This is a genomic window from Nocardia sp. 149-1B (assembly GCF_057747975.1).
Genome location: NZ_CM173233.1, coordinates 3,875,731 through 3,889,494 on the forward strand (window position 1 = coordinate 3,875,731; position 13,764 = coordinate 3,889,494).

Genomic DNA, 13,764 nt, shown 5'->3' on the forward strand with positions numbered 1-13,764 from the left:
CGGGTCTGAGCAGGCTGAATGGCGAGTGAGCTCGCTGTTCGCCTGCGAAGGTCGTGTCCCCGTATGACCGTGTCCGTCCCGTCGTCCGTGCCCCCCGTGGTCCCTCCTGCGGTCCCTCCGGTGCACATCGCGCCGCGCCGACCCTGGGGCGCCGGCCGGATCGCGGCGGCGATCGCCGCGGCGGTCTTCCTGTTGCTGGGCGTCGGGATGCTGGTCGGCGGAGGCGCCCTGCGACTCGCGGACTCGACCCTGCGCAACGACGACGGGTTCGTGATGGGCAGCACCCACACCTGGGAGTCCCCCGGCTATGCGGTCCGCTCCGAGAGCGCCGAGATCCGCACCGACTCCACCACCCTCGACCTGCCCGCCCGCTTCCTCGGCACGATGACCGCGACCGCCGACCCGGACACGCCCAACGGCGTCTTCATCGGGGTGGCTCGCACCGCGGACGTGGACCGCTACCTCCGCGATGTCGCGCAGTCCACGGTCCTCGACCCCTTCGACGACGACGGCCGGCCGGATCTGGCGTTCGTCGACGGTGGCTCCCCACGCGTCGCGCCCACCGACGCGACGTTCTGGGCGAGCTCGGCCAGTGGCCGTGGCCCCCAGTCGATCACGTGGGAGCCCGAGGACGGCGCGTGGACGCTGGTCGTGATGAACGGGGAGGGCACGACCCCGGTCTCCGCCGCGGTGTCGGTCGGCGCCGAGGTCCCGGTGCTCGACACCATCGGAGCGGTGCTGCTGGTCGCGGGGCTCGTCGTCGTCGGCATCTCCGGCATCGGGCTGTGGCTCGTCGCGCGCCAGCGCTGACCCCCGCTCGGTCCGCGGACCGCAAGGGACCTCCGGCCCTGCCCTGACGGGCTCGCCGGGGGGAGGCTCGGGGCAAGGCGGCCGCACTCGGAGGAGGCCAGGATGAACTCGTGTCCCGTTGTCGTCAGCGTCCCGCGGGGCGATCTCGACGCCGCGCTGCGCTACGCCGGCGGCGAGGCCGCGGTCCACGGCTGCCCGGTCCGCCTCGTCCACGCCTACGAACCGGGCCCGTCGCTGTCGGGACCGCCGGTCACCCAGGTCTCCGCCGCGGAGGTCCTCCACCAGGCCGTACGCCGAGCCCAGGACCTCCTCGACCCGGCGATCGAGGTCTCCGGGTCGCTGGTGCGCGGTCCTGCTGTGGAGAGCGTCCTCGACGCGAGCGTCGACGCCCGCATGGTGGTCCTGCAGCGCCGCGACCTGTTGCACCTGATCCGCAGCCTGACCCGCTCGCTCGACGGCGCCGCCGTACGCCGCGCGCCCATCCCGTTGGTCTGCGTACCGCCCCGTTGGACCGCGCCGAGCGACGACGACCGGCCGATCACCGTGGGGATCGACGCCCCCGAGCACAGCGCCGACCTGCTGCACGCCAGCGTCGCGCTCGCCCAGGAGCACGGCACGCCGCTGCGGGTGCTGCACACCTGGTCGTTCCCGCCGCCCTACGACGACGCCGTGCTGGAGCGGGTCGGCCGGGAGTGGGAGGCGTGGGCACGCGAAGACATCGAGAACGTGCTGCGGCCGCTGCGGCCGGACGTCGCGGTGCCGGTCGACATCGACGTGCAGCACGGGTCCCCGCTGCCGGCGCTGCTGCGTGCCGCCGCGGACTCGCGGCTCGTGGTGCTCGGCCGGCACGGCATCCACCGAGCCTTGGGATCGCGGCTGGGGCCCGTCACCCGGGCGGTGCTCCACGACGCCCCGTGCCCCGTGCTCCTGCTGCCGACCGCTGCGCTGCCGGCGGGTGAGCCGGCGAGCGCCGGCCGGCGTGGTTAGATCGAGCCGTGGACGCCCACGACTGGGACGAGCGGTACGCCGCCAGCGAGCTGGTGTGGTCGGCCGAGCCGAACCAGTTCGTCGCCGCCGAGATCGGTGGCCTCGCCCCTGGACGGGCCCTCGACCTGGCTGCCGGCGAGGGGCGCAACGCGATCTGGCTGGCCCGGAACGGCTGGGACGTCACGGCCGCGGACTTCTCGGCGATCGCGCTCGACAAGGGCCGCCGGTTGGCGGGGGACGTCGCGGTGCGCTGGGTCTGCGCGGACGCGACGACCTGGGACGAGCCGTCGGCGTACGACCTGGTGCTGATCGCCTACCTGCAGCTGCCGGCGGAGCAGCGACGCTCGGCCGTCAGGGCGGCGTACGCCGCGCTAGTGCCCGGCGGCACGTTCCTGCTGGTGGCGCACGACTCCACGAACCTCACCGAGGGCACGGGCGGACCGCAGGATCCGGCGGTGCTGATGACCGCCGAGGACGTGTTGAGCGACCTCGCGGAGGGTCCGGCGTACGACCTCGTCCGCGCCGAGCGGGTGCCCCGGACCGTCGGTGACGGGCATGGCGAGGAGCCGGTCCGGACCGCCTGGGACTGCCTGGTGCGTGTGGTGCGGCGCTGACCTCGAACTCCGCCGAGTCGGCGTGAACTGAGCCTCAGACGGTCGGGTGCGCCTGGTCTCGATACGCCGGTCGCAAGCTCGTGCCTCGCTTGCGCGGCTACTCGACCTGGCTGCTGGATCCTGACCTTCGCAAGCTCAGGTCAGGGCATCTCATCGGAGGTGTCGGTGGGGCCGTAGACCCCGGCCTCCTTGGCCGCCTGGGTCTTGCGCAGCTGCTTGACCAGGCTGAAGCCCAGGAACGCCACGGCCAGGGCCAGGCCGATGAAGATCGCGAACGCCAGCCAGCCGGCCTTGACGTCCTTCTCGTCGGGCACCTGGTCGGCCAGCGAGACCACGAACGTCATCAGGTCCGGGGCGAGGGTGAGCAGCTGCATGGTCCGATCCTCTCAGACGGTCGTCGGCCTGGGGCTCCGGGCCGGGTCAGGCCGGGTTCGTGATGCCGGCGAAGAGGTCGTCCTCCGGGGTCGGGGAGTCGACGTGGCTGACGACCAGCTCGAAGTCCTCGGTGGGCCAGACCTTCTGCTGGAGCTCGTGCGGCACGGCGAACCAGAACCCGTCGGGGTCGATCTGGGTGGCGTGCGCGAGCAGGGCCTGGTCGCGCACCCCGAAGTAGTCCGAGCACGGCACCCGGGTGGTGATCCGAGCGTCCCACTCCGGCTCGGGCTTCCACTGCTCGAGGCGTTCGGCGTAGGGCGACTCGAGACCGTGCTCGAGCATCGCCTCGTGGATCGCGATCATCCGCGGGCGGTTGAACGAGTGGTGGTAGTACAGCTTGAGGACCTGCCACGGCTCGCCCAGCTCGGGGAACCGCTCCGGGTCGGCGGCGGCCTCGAACGCCGCGACGCTGATCTCGTGGCACTTCACGTGGTCGGGGTGCGGGTAGCCGCCGCGCTCGTCGTACGTCGTCAGCACGTGCGGGCGGAACTCCCGGATCAGCCGGACCAGCGGGACGATCGCCTCCTCCAGCGGCACCAGGGCGAAGCAACCCTCCGGCAGCGGCGGCTTGGGGTCGCCCTCGGGCCAACCCGAGTCCACGAAGCCCAGCCAGTCCTGGCGGATGCCCAGGATGTCGCGGGCCCTCTCCATCTCCTGGCGGCGGATCTCGGAGATGTTGGCCAGGATCTCGGGCCGGTCCATCTTCGGGTTGAGGATCGAGCCACGCTCGCCGCCGGTGCAGGTCGCGACGTGGACGTCGACGCCCTCCGCGACGTACTTGGCGGTGCTCGCGGCGCCCTTCGACGACTCGTCGTCGGGGTGGGCGTGCACGTGCATGAGCCGGAGGCCCGCGCGGGGCTTCTCCGAGGACGGGGTGGGGTGCTGCGTCACCCGGCAATCCTAGGGTGGGAGCATCAAGGGGTGAGCGCGCAGACCGACCTGGCCGACCGGTACGGCGCCCCCGCGCCGTGGCGACGCCGGGTGCTGCTGGCTGCGAGCGTCGCGCTGGCCGCGGCGTTCCTCGGCTGGCTGGGCTGGACGATCTGGGCGCAGTCGACCCCCGAGGTGCAGTCCGCGATGCTCGGTTACGACGTGGTCAGCGCGCACGAGGCGACCGCGTCGGTGCGCGTCGACCTCGCCCGCGACGACATCGAGGCGACCTGTCTGCTGCGGGCCTACGCCGAGGACCACACCGTGGTGGGCGAGCTCCCGTTCAACCCGACGCAGAGCGGGCGCACCGAGCAGAGCATCCGGACCGAGCGGCGCGCCACGTCCGTGGAGCTGGTGGGCTGCACCACGCCGAACCAGAACCGGCCGCGCTGACCCCTCCACAGGCCGCTTGACCTGCGGTTCCGTGGGTCAGTTGTTACAGTGGACGATCTGACTGTCCCGCAGGGCCGTCCAGGGAGAGGGCCCCGCGCGTATTCGCACACGCCCGTTTCCCCGGGACCCGGTGAGACACCACCGACGAACGGGCGGTTCGCACCGTCGTACCTCGAAGTGAGCAGGAGTACCCGATGACACAGGCAGCACAGCCCGACATCGTCTGGCTGACCCAGGACGCCTACGACAAGCTCCAGGCCGAGCTGGAGAGCCTCAAGGGCCCGGTCCGCCAGGAGATCATCGCGCGCATCAGCGCCGCTCGTGACGAGGGTGACCTCAAGGAGAACGGCGCCTACCACGCCGCCCGCGAGGAGCAGGGCAAGATCGAGGGCCGCATCCGCCAGCTCGAGGACATGCTGCGCCGCGCCGAGGTCGGCGAGACCCCGCCCAACGACGGCGTGGTCGAGCCGGGCATGGTCGTCACCTACAAGTTCGTCGGCGATGACGACGACGAGGTCGAGACCTTCCTGCTCGGCGCCCGCGAGATCGAGCCCGAGGGCCTCACCGCCTACTCCCCCCAGTCCCCGCTGGGCGCGGCCATCAACGGCCACCAGAGGGGCGACACCGTCTCCTACCTCGCCCCCAACGGCAAGGAGCTGCAGGTCGTGATCGTGGACGCGGTCCCCTACCAGGGCTGAGCGTCACTATCCCCGCCGAGTCGGCGCAACTGCACGCTGACAACAGTCGAGTCGGCGCAACTGCACGAAGTTCTCCCCAGGGAGAAGTGCAGATGCGCCGACTCGGCGTTGCGTTTCGTGCAGACGCGCCGACTCGCGCTAGTTGTAGCCGTCGACCCGGTAGCCGCGCTCGCGCAGCCGGGCCAGCACCTGGGCGGTGTGGGGTTCGCCGCGGGTCTCCAGCTGGAGGTGGACCTCGACCTCGTGGAGGTTGAGCGTGGGCGAGATGCGCTCGTGGGCGACCTCGAGCACGTTGGCCCCGACCTCGGAGATGTCGGTGAGCAGCTGGGCGAGGCCGCCCGGCAGGTCGGGGATGCAGACCTGCAGGTTCAGGTAGCGCCCGCCGGCCGCCATGCCGTGCCGGATCACCTTGCCCAGCAGCAGCGGGTCGATGTTGCCGCCGGAGAGCACCGCCACGGCCGGCGTACGGATCGAGCCCGGGCTCTCCATCACCGCCGCGACCGCCGCGGCCCCGGCGGGCTCGACGAGCATCTTCGCGCGCTCCAGCACCGCGAGCACCGCGCGCGACAGCGCGTTCTCCGACACCGTGACGATCTCGTCGACGTGGTCGCGCACCGCCTCGAACGTGATCTGCCCCGGCAGCCCGACCGCGATGCCGTCGGCCATGGTCGTCATCGAGGTGAGCGGGACCGGCCGCCCCTCGGCGAGCGAGGCGGGGTACGCCGCGGCACCGGCCGCCTGCACCCCGATCACCCGGACGTCCGGGCGCAGTGCCTTGACCGCGATCGCGACCCCGGCGAGCAGCCCGCCGCCGCCGGTCGGCACCAGCACGGTCTCCAGGTCGGGTGACTGCTCGAGGATCTCGAGCCCCGCGGTGCCCTGACCGGCCACGATGTCGGCGTGGTCGAAGGGATGGATGAGCACTGCTCCGGTGCGCTCGGCGAACGCCCGCGCCTCCACCATCGCGTCCTCGAGATAGCGGCCGTGGAACTGCACCTCGGCGCCGTACCCGCGGGTGGCCTTCTCCTTGGGGATCGGGGCCCCCTCGGGCATGAACACCGTGGCCTTGATGCCGAGCAGCTGGGCGGCCAGCGCGACGCCCTGCGCGTGGTTGCCCGCCGACGCGGCCACGACGCCGCGCGCGCGCTCCTCGGGTGAGAGTCGGGAGATCCGGACGTAGGCGCCGCGTGGCTTGAACGAGCCCGTGCGCTGGAGGTTCTCGCACTTGAGCGAGACCGGGCCACCCGCGACGGCCGAGAGCCAGCGCGACTCCTCCATGGGGGTGCGGATCGCGACCCCCTCGAGCACCCGGCGGGCCTCCTCGACGTCGGCCAGTCCCACGCGCTCACTCACTGCTACCGCCCTCCTCGGGGACGTCAACCGAGGCCCCCATCTCGACATAGTCCTCCTCGAGCTCCTCGACCGGGTCGTCTCCGGGGTCGGTGCTGACCGCGAGGTGCTGGACGACCGCGTTCAGCGCGGCCGCGAGCGGTACGGCGACGAGCGCGCCCGCGATGCCCGCGACCAGCACGCCGCAGCCGATCGCGACGATCACGCCGAGCGGGTGCAGCGACACCCAGCGGCCCATGAGGAAGGGCTGCAGGACGTGGCCCTCGATCTGCTGGACGAGGATCACGCCGCCGAGCATGAACAGCGCGGTGATCGGGCCCTGGTCGACCAGCGCCACGAGGATCGCGACGGTGCCGGCGAGGGTCGCGCCGACCATCGGGACGAACGACCCGAGGAACACCAGCACGCCGATCGCGAGCACGAACGGCACCCCGAGGATGCCGGCGACCGTCATGATCCCGGCCGCGTCCACCGCCGCCACGATGACCGTGGCGCGGACGAACTGCGTCAGCGAGATCCATGCGACCCGCCCCGAGCTGTCGACGTGCTGCCGGGCGGCACGGGGCGCGAGCCGCACCAGCCAGGCCCAGATCCGCTCACCGTCGGCGAGGAAGAAGTACGTCGAGAACAGCACGATGAAGAACCCGGCCAGGATGTGCCCGACAGCGGTGCCCACCTCGGTCACGTTGCCGAGGTCGAAGCCCTTCCCCTTGTTCTCGAGCTTGTCCTGGGCCGACTGGATCCAGTGGTCGATCTGCGAGTCGCTGGCGTGCAGCGGGCCGTCGCGCAGCCAGTCCTTGATCTCGCCCAGACCCTGGGCGGACTGGTCGGCGAGGTCGTTGGCGCCGTTGGCGACCTGCTGGCCGGCGAACGTCAGCATCGCGACGACGAACGCGATGCCGGCGACCACGACGAGCAGGGCCGACAGTCCACGTGGCAGGCCCAACCGGTGCATCCCGCCGACGAGCGGTGCGGCGAGCGCCGAGATCAGCAGCGCGATCGCCAGCGGGATCGTGACGACCGCGAAGAACGCGACCAGCCAGAGCAGCACGTAGCCCGCGGCCGCGATCACCAGGAAGCGCCACGCCCAGGCGGCGGCCAGGTCCAGGCCCCAGGGCACCTGGGCGCGGCTGAAGTTCGAGGCCCCCGCCGTGACCGGGGCGGGCGCGGCGCGGCGTACGTCGCGCAAGGAGGCCCACTGCTGGGCAAGCCGGGCCGCGATGCCCTCCTCGCTCACGTCGGCGGGGCGCTGCCGCAGGTGGATCGAGGGCAGTCGACGCCGGCCCTGGGGGCGTGGCTCGGGGGGACCCGCACCCGCCCCGTCGCCGGCCCCGTCGAGGGCCTGGTCGTCAGCGTCGTTGCTCACGGCGACAGGCTACGGCCCGGGCGAGCGGATCAGCGCTCGGCGAGCGTCATGGCGAGTCGGTACGCCGTGTCGGGGTGGTCGGCCGCCAGCAGCCCCACCGCGGCCAGCACGTAGTCGGCGTCGACCACCACTCGGGGCGCTCGGGGCAGCTGCCAGCCGCCCTCGATCTCGCCGGTGCTCCCGGCGAGCACCCGCTGGGCGACATCCGGGCGTCCGTGCCGCAGCACCCCGCCCGAACCGATGAGCAACCCGACCCGCCGCAGGTCCTTGCCGGTGCGCTCGACGACCCGGCCCTCGGGGCTGAGCACGACCTTGGACCGGCCGGCGTGGCGGCGCAGCGCGAGCCCGACGGCCGAGCGCGCGATCGCCTCGTCGGCCTCGCGCTCCTCCGCGGTGTCCGGCAGGAAGCCCGGGTCGTCATGGCGCCGCTGGGCCGCCGCGACGAGCTCCGGGGCGTCGGCCACGGTCGTCAGCGCCGACCAGCGCATGCCGAGGTCGCCCTCGACGGTGCGGGTGACCCGGGTGGTGGCGACGACCTCGCGGCCGATCGAGTCGGGGTCGAGCTCGACGACCGAGTGCACGTCGGTGGTGGCGCCGCCGACGTCGACGACGACCACGTCGCCGACCCCCTGGGCGAGCACCTCGACCCCGGTGAGCACCACGTCGGGGGTGGCGCCGCGGACCATCGCGGCGAAGCGCTGTCCTGAGCCTGTCGAAGGGTCCGTGCGCCGGCTCAGGTGCTTCCCGCCGATCACGTGGGCCAGGAACACCTCGCGCACCGCGGCCCGAGCCGACTCGGGTGCGAGCTCGCCGATGCGGGGTACGACGTTGGCGGCCAGCACGTGCGGCACGTCGCCCAGGATCGCGCTCACCTCGGCCTGCGCCTCGGTGTTGCCGGCCACCACGACCGGACCCCGCCAGCCGCCGGCGACCAGCCCGCGGGCCGCGCCGAGAAGCACCTCGCTGTTGCCGCCGTCGGTGCCGCCGGTCAGCAGCACCACGTCAGGGAGGGTCGTGTGCCCCAGAACGGCCCATGCCTCGTCCTCAGGCACACGACCCGCCGCCGCGAGGACGGCCACCACCTTGCCGCCGCTGGAGAGCGCGACCCGGCGTCCGGCCTCCGCGGTGACCAGCTCCTCGTTGCCGACCACCGCGATGCGCAGGCCGCCGCCCGCGCTCGAGCAGGCCAGCACCTCCGCGTCGCCCGCCCGCGGGTCCTGCGCGACGAGGGCCGCCAGGCAGTCGTCGTACCCGTCCAGGACGTCGCCTCGTCCATCGGCCCCGGGGATCGTCGTCGGGTGCTCCGCGGCCGCGACGATCCGCGCCGAGGCGAGATCGACCAGCGTTGCCTTGGTGAACGTCGACCCGAAGTCGACGCAGACGACCACCTCAGGCGCGCCGACCTCAGGCAAGCGCGCGCTCGAGGTCCGCAACCAGGTCGTCGGCGGTCTCGATGCCGACGCTGATGCGCACCAGGTCGCCGGGGACCTCCAGATCGGTGCCGGCCACGCTCGCGTGGGTCATCCGGCCGGGGTGCTCGATCAGTGACTCCACGCCACCCAGCGACTCGCCGAGAGTGAAGATCTCGGCGCGTTCGCACACCTGCAGGGCGTGCTGCTCGCCGCCGGTGACCCGGAACGACACCATCCCCCCGAAGCGCCGCATCTGCCGCTGCGCGACCTCATGACCGGGGTGGGTCTCGAGACCGGGGTAGATCACGTCGCCGACCTTGGGGTGGCTGGTGAGGAAGTCGACGACCCGCTCGGCGTTGTCGCAGTGGCGCTCCATGCGCAGCGCGAGCGTCTTCAGCCCGCGCAACGTCAGCCAGGCGTCGAACGGGCCGGCCACCGCACCCATGGAGTTCTGGTGGAACTCGACCTTCTCGGCGAGGTCGAGGTCGCGCACGACCAGGGCGCCGCCGACCACGTCGGAGTGGCCGCCGCAGTACTTCGTGGTGGAGTGCACGACGATGTCGGCCCCGAGCGTCAGCGGCTGCTGGAGGTACGGCGAGGCGAACGTGTTGTCGACGACGAGCAGCGCGCCCGCGTCGTGGGCGACGGCGGCGAGCGCCTCGATGTCGCCGATGTTCAACAGCGGGTTGGTCGGCGTCTCGACCCACACCAGCTTGGTCTCACCCGGGCGGATCGCCGCGGCGACCGCCTCCGGGTCGGACACCGGCGCCGGGCTGTGCGCCAGGCCCCACACCTGCTCGACCTTGTCGAAGAGCCGGAAGGTGCCGCCGTACGCGTCGTCGGGGATCACCACGTGGTCGCCGGGCCGGCACAGCGCCCGCACCAGCGTGTCCTCGGCCGCGAGCCCGGAGGCGAACGCGAACCCGCGCTCCCCCTCCTCCAGCGCCGCGATGTTGGCCTCGAGGGCGGTGCGGGTGGGGTTGGCGGAGCGGCTGTACTCGTAGCCGCCGCGCAGCCCGCCGACGCCGTCCTGCTTGTAGGTGCTCGTCGCGTAGATCGGCGGGATCACCGCACCGGTCGTCGGGTCCGGCTCGTAGCCCGCGTGGATCGCACGCGTCTCGAACCCTGACTTGTGGAGGTGCTCCTGGCTGGTCATGCGGTCGAGGCTATCGCCGGTGCTCGCCGGCGGTGGTTTCGAGGCTCGCTGCGCTCGCACCTCAACGACCGCGACGGCGATCGAGTTCGCGGAGGCCGTTGCCGACCCGGTGGTTGAGGTGCGAAGGCCGCCACGCCTGAGCCTCGAAACCACCGCACCAGGTCGCCTACGCTCGCTCGCATGGCCGATCCGCACTGCACCGCCTGCCAGTCCGTGGCGCTCGAGCCCGGGTTCGTCGAGGACAACGGGGTCGGCTGAGAGTGCCGCGCTGCGCGCTCCGCAACCACACCGTCGGATCATCGATCCAAGATCGATCCGCGGCCGGCGTCGGGGCGGAGCCGACACGCCGGACGCGGTCACCTCAAGCTCTACGTGGCGCGTGACGCAGGACCCCTCTGAGCGGGAACGCCACGCTCACCACCGTTGTTGGAGACTGTGCAACGTCCCTGCGACACCTAGGAGTGCCCGTGTTCCTCACCCGCAAGGCCCAGCTGGTCGCCCCCGAGCAGACCCTGCCCGGCCGCAGCGAGCGCATGTTCCCGATCTCCGAGCGACACCGCGTCCTCGACGCACCCGTGATCACCGACGAGGTGCCCGAGGGCTACGAGGTGGCGGTCTTCGGGCTGGGCTGCTTCTGGGGCGCCGAGGAGATCTACTGGCAGGTGCCGGGCGTCTGGTCGACCTCGGTCGGGTACGCCGGCGGAACGACCCCGAACCCGTCGTACGAGGAGGTCTGTTCCGGCGCGACCAACCACACCGAGGCCGTGCGGATCGTCTTCGACCCCACACAGGTGTCCTTCGCCGACCTCGTGAAGACGTTCTTCGAGGTCCACGACCCGACCCAGGGCTTCCGCCAGGGCAACGACATCGGCACCCAGTACCGCTCCGCGATCTACTACACCTCCCCCGAGCAGGAGCGGGTCGCCCGCGAGCTGACCGCCGTGTACGGCGCAGAGCTCGAGCGCCGCCGCCTCGGCCAGATCACCACCGAGATCCGTCCGGTGAGCGACACGACGTACTACTACGCCGAGGACCACCACCAGCAGTACCTCGCGAAGAACCCGAACGGCTACCGCTGCCACGCCAACACCGGGGTCAAGTTCCCCGAGACCGCCTGACCTGACGACGGGCCCCGGGTCGTTCACCGGGGCCCGCCCTCGCTTGCGGTACGGGATGCTCGCTCGGTCCCCTGCGGCCATCGACGAGACAGCCAGGGGGTGGCCGGCAGGTCAGTGCTCGCAGTCGCGGCGGACCTCGGCGAGGCAGACGTCGTTGCCTCGCAGTCCGTAGGCCTTGTCGAAGCCGCCGCCGCCGTCCAGACGGTCGGGGCCCTGACCTCCGCGCAGCACGTCGTCTCCCGGGCCGCCGTCAAAGCGCGCGTCTCGTCCGGAGGGTGCGCAGGGAACCACGTCACCGGTCAGCAGGCCGGGGAACACCGACACGTGGTCGTCACCGGCACCCCCGCGAGCCTCGACGTTGCAGCCGAACACGCGAAGGGTGTTGTCCCCCTCGTCGCCGATGAGCAGCACTCCTGCGCTACCTGTACCCGCGGCGCTCTCGAATCCGGTGAACCGCGCGCTCGGGTCAGTGGCCGAGCCGGTGCGCCGCTCCCACATCGCGCCTGCAGCCAGGTCGAGCGTCAGCGCATGGCCCCCCACGCTGAGGGTGTCGCGCCCGGGGCCACCGGAGATCGCGCGCTGCTGGTCGATACGCCCCGAGAACATCTCCAGCATGTCATCACCCGCACCCATGGTCGCGCCGGCCAGGCCGCCTGGCTCCACGCCCACGACCTCGTCGGCGTCGCTGCCGATGAAGGTCACCGGTCCGGGGATCCAGGTGTACGGCTGGAACACCTCGAACCCGGACCACTGGGTCTGCACGACACCATCGACGGTGGCGACCCCGAGCCTGTTGTCGATGACCCACTCGGTCGTGTCCGCGCAGTCGGGATCGCCCACGTGCCCATGACAGGGGCCCCACCTGACATCGAGGCTGTCGGAACCAGCACCGCCCAGCGGCCGGGCGTCGGGCACCAGCCATCCGTGCACCTGGAGCTGGTCGTCACCAGGCCCGAGGTCGACGTCATCGTGGGTCGGCATGTCGAACTTCCCGACGGTGACGTGATCAGCACCGGCACCGGTGCTGATCCGGTCGTACTCGTCGGCAGGAGCCCCGGAGTCGGCATTGACCGAGTCGGGGCCGGAGCCGCCGCGGTACACGTCCGTGCCCGCACCGAGCTGGGCATAGATCCGGTCCGTTGGGGTGGTCGCCACCACCATCCGGTCGTCGCCATCGCCGAGGACGGCCCGGAGCTGATATGTCCGGGAGGTCGCCACCCGCACCCGGTCATCTCCGGGCCCGGCGTCGATGCTGGTGCCGCCGTGGGGTCTGCTGTCGCCGGTCACGCAGATTCGGTCCGACCCGCCTTCGCCCAGGACTCTCGCGGCCCCTTGAGTCACGATCACGTCGTCACCCGCAGTGCCGTCGAGCTCGAGATCGGCGGGCTTGCCGACGATCGTCGCCCGGTGACCCTGACACATCGGCACCGTGCCCGCCGACTCAGCGGGGACCACCTGCACCAGGGCGGCGAGGACCACCGCCGACACACCGATCGCAACACTGCTCGACACCCGCACCCGAGACCCCCTGTGCTCGTGAAGACCTCAGGATAGACGACCAGGTCACCCGCCCCGCGACGACAAGATGCCCATCGTCGTCTCTCCGAAAAGGGTGTCGTATCCGCCCCGCGCCATTCGTAGCGTAGGCAGCGGCGGGCACCGGGTCCGCTCGAGCAAGGGAGCAGACGTGGCGGAGTACCTCATGTTCTTCAACCAGCAGTGGGTCGGCGATCACTCCGAGGAGTGGTTCCGCAGCCGGGGGCCGCTGGCGATGGCGGTCGTGCACGAGATGGAGGAGGCCGGGGTGCACGTGTTCTCCGGCGGTCTCGTGGAGGAGCTCGAGGAGGCCTTCAGCGCCGACCCGACCAGCGGCACGACGATCATCACCGACGGCCCGTTCGCGGAGACCAAGGAGTGGCTGGGCGGTTTCGCCCTGATCGACGTCCCGACCGCGGACGAGGCCAAGAAGTGGGCCGCCAAGATCTCGGAGGCCTGCGGGTGGCCGCACGAGGTACGCCGCTTCAAGCCGCGGCCGGCGGGCGCCTGACCCCCGGCACGTCGGCTCGAGGATCAGGGTCGGCACAGGGCAGATCCCGATGTGGCGGGGGTCGTCCGCGGCGCACAGTGGAGATACCCGGGGAAGACATCCCGGACCACCGCCAGAGCCACCCAGAGGAAGTGCGCCACCATGAACGACATCCACCAGACCTTCGCCGGCAACGGGCTCGTCCGGCCACGGGACCACCGGGTCCTGGGCGGCGTCTGCGCCGGTCTCGGACGCCGGTTCGGCATCGACCCCTGGCCGGCCCGGATCCTGTTCGTCCTCGCGCTGATGGTGCTGCCCGGCAGCCAGCTGCTGATCTACCCGATCCTGTGGATCCTGATGCCGTCGGAGGAGTACGTCACCTACGTCCAGCCGGCCCCGCCCGCGCCCCCGGCTCCACCGGTCGCCTGAGCGCAACCTGTCTCATCGGGCAGGTGTCCTCCCCTCAAGC

General features: G+C 72.0%; 15 protein-coding genes. 8 read left to right on the forward strand and 7 right to left on the reverse strand.

What is annotated here, in order from left to right:
- The first annotated feature begins 96 nt into the window (after positions 1 to 96).
- The 3 genes from AC3ANS_RS18545 (at position 97) to AC3ANS_RS18555 (ending at position 2,411) form a co-directional block, all read left to right on the forward strand.
- On the forward strand, positions 97 to 810 hold the full coding sequence (locus AC3ANS_RS18545) for a hypothetical protein (RefSeq protein WP_488293056.1): 714 nt from the start codon (positions 97 to 99) through the stop codon (positions 808 to 810).
- A gap of 102 nt (positions 811 to 912) precedes the next feature.
- Positions 913 to 1,797 (forward strand): universal stress protein, encoded by an 885-nt coding sequence (locus AC3ANS_RS18550; protein ID WP_488293057.1) that lies wholly within the window; start codon positions 913 to 915, stop codon positions 1,795 to 1,797.
- Positions 1,798 to 1,805: 8 nt separating this feature from the next.
- A complete protein-coding gene (locus AC3ANS_RS18555) occupies positions 1,806 to 2,411 on the forward strand; it encodes a class I SAM-dependent methyltransferase (protein WP_488293058.1) in 606 nt (201 codons plus the stop codon).
- Between the two features lie 140 nt (positions 2,412 to 2,551).
- Here AC3ANS_RS18555 and AC3ANS_RS18560 read toward each other — a convergent pair whose 3' ends face one another.
- The gene (locus AC3ANS_RS18560) at positions 2,552 to 2,785 is read right to left on the reverse strand and encodes a hypothetical protein (protein WP_488293059.1); all 234 of its coding nucleotides are present in this window, start codon (positions 2,783 to 2,785) and stop codon (positions 2,552 to 2,554) included.
- A gap of 46 nt (positions 2,786 to 2,831) precedes the next feature.
- Entirely contained in the window at positions 2,832 to 3,683 is an 852-nt protein-coding gene (gene mca / locus AC3ANS_RS18565) for a mycothiol conjugate amidase Mca (RefSeq protein WP_488296524.1), read from the reverse strand.
- Positions 3,684 to 3,767: 84 nt separating this feature from the next.
- Between mca and AC3ANS_RS18570 the strand changes: the two genes are divergently transcribed.
- A complete protein-coding gene (locus AC3ANS_RS18570; protein WP_488293060.1) occupies positions 3,768 to 4,169 on the forward strand; it encodes a DUF4307 domain-containing protein in 402 nt (133 codons plus the stop codon).
- Positions 4,170 to 4,363: 194 nt separating this feature from the next.
- Positions 4,364 to 4,867: a transcription elongation factor GreA gene (gene greA, locus AC3ANS_RS18575; RefSeq protein WP_488293061.1), complete on the forward strand. Its 504-nt coding sequence runs from the start codon at positions 4,364 to 4,366 to the stop codon at positions 4,865 to 4,867.
- Positions 4,868 to 5,005: 138 nt separating this feature from the next.
- On the opposite strand, the gene ilvA is transcribed toward greA, so the two are convergent.
- Genes ilvA through AC3ANS_RS18595 form a run of 4 tightly spaced genes read right to left on the reverse strand, consistent with a single transcriptional unit; the run spans position 5,006 to position 10,151 of the window.
- Entirely contained in the window at positions 5,006 to 6,268 is a 1,263-nt protein-coding gene (ilvA, locus tag AC3ANS_RS18580) for a threonine ammonia-lyase (RefSeq protein WP_488293062.1), read from the reverse strand.
- Positions 6,213 to 7,583, reverse strand: a complete 1,371-nt coding sequence (locus AC3ANS_RS18585) for an AI-2E family transporter (protein WP_488293063.1) — start codon at positions 7,581 to 7,583, stop codon at positions 6,213 to 6,215. The genes ilvA and AC3ANS_RS18585 overlap by 56 nt, the downstream gene beginning before the upstream one ends.
- A 29-nt stretch (positions 7,584 to 7,612) precedes the next feature.
- Positions 7,613 to 8,995: a glutamate mutase L gene (locus AC3ANS_RS18590; RefSeq protein ID WP_488293064.1), complete on the reverse strand. Its 1,383-nt coding sequence runs from the start codon at positions 8,993 to 8,995 to the stop codon at positions 7,613 to 7,615.
- Entirely contained in the window at positions 8,988 to 10,151 is a 1,164-nt protein-coding gene (locus AC3ANS_RS18595; RefSeq protein WP_488293065.1) for a cystathionine gamma-synthase, read from the reverse strand. The genes AC3ANS_RS18590 and AC3ANS_RS18595 overlap by 8 nt, the downstream gene beginning before the upstream one ends.
- 533 nt (positions 10,152 to 10,684) lie before the next feature.
- Between AC3ANS_RS18595 and msrA the strand changes: the two genes are divergently transcribed.
- The gene (msrA, locus tag AC3ANS_RS18600; protein ID WP_488296525.1) at positions 10,685 to 11,269 is read left to right on the forward strand and encodes a peptide-methionine (S)-S-oxide reductase MsrA; all 585 of its coding nucleotides are present in this window, start codon (positions 10,685 to 10,687) and stop codon (positions 11,267 to 11,269) included.
- Positions 11,270 to 11,380: 111 nt separating this feature from the next.
- Here the strand turns inward: msrA and AC3ANS_RS18605 are convergent, their stop codons facing one another.
- Positions 11,381 to 12,781 carry a hypothetical protein gene (locus AC3ANS_RS18605; protein WP_488293066.1) on the reverse strand — a complete coding sequence of 467 codons (1,401 nt, stop codon included), beginning with the start codon at positions 12,779 to 12,781 and terminating at the stop codon, positions 11,381 to 11,383.
- 175 nt (positions 12,782 to 12,956) lie between these two features.
- Here AC3ANS_RS18605 and AC3ANS_RS18610 point away from each other — a divergent pair, with 175 nt between their 5' ends.
- Together AC3ANS_RS18610 and AC3ANS_RS18615 are read left to right on the forward strand one after the other, a co-directional pair.
- On the forward strand, positions 12,957 to 13,316 hold the full coding sequence (locus AC3ANS_RS18610) for a YciI family protein (protein WP_488293067.1): 360 nt from the start codon (positions 12,957 to 12,959) through the stop codon (positions 13,314 to 13,316).
- 141 nt (positions 13,317 to 13,457) lie between these two features.
- Positions 13,458 to 13,724 (forward strand): PspC domain-containing protein, encoded by a 267-nt coding sequence (locus tag AC3ANS_RS18615; protein ID WP_488293068.1) that lies wholly within the window; start codon positions 13,458 to 13,460, stop codon positions 13,722 to 13,724.
- Positions 13,725 to 13,764: the final 40 nt, after the last annotated feature.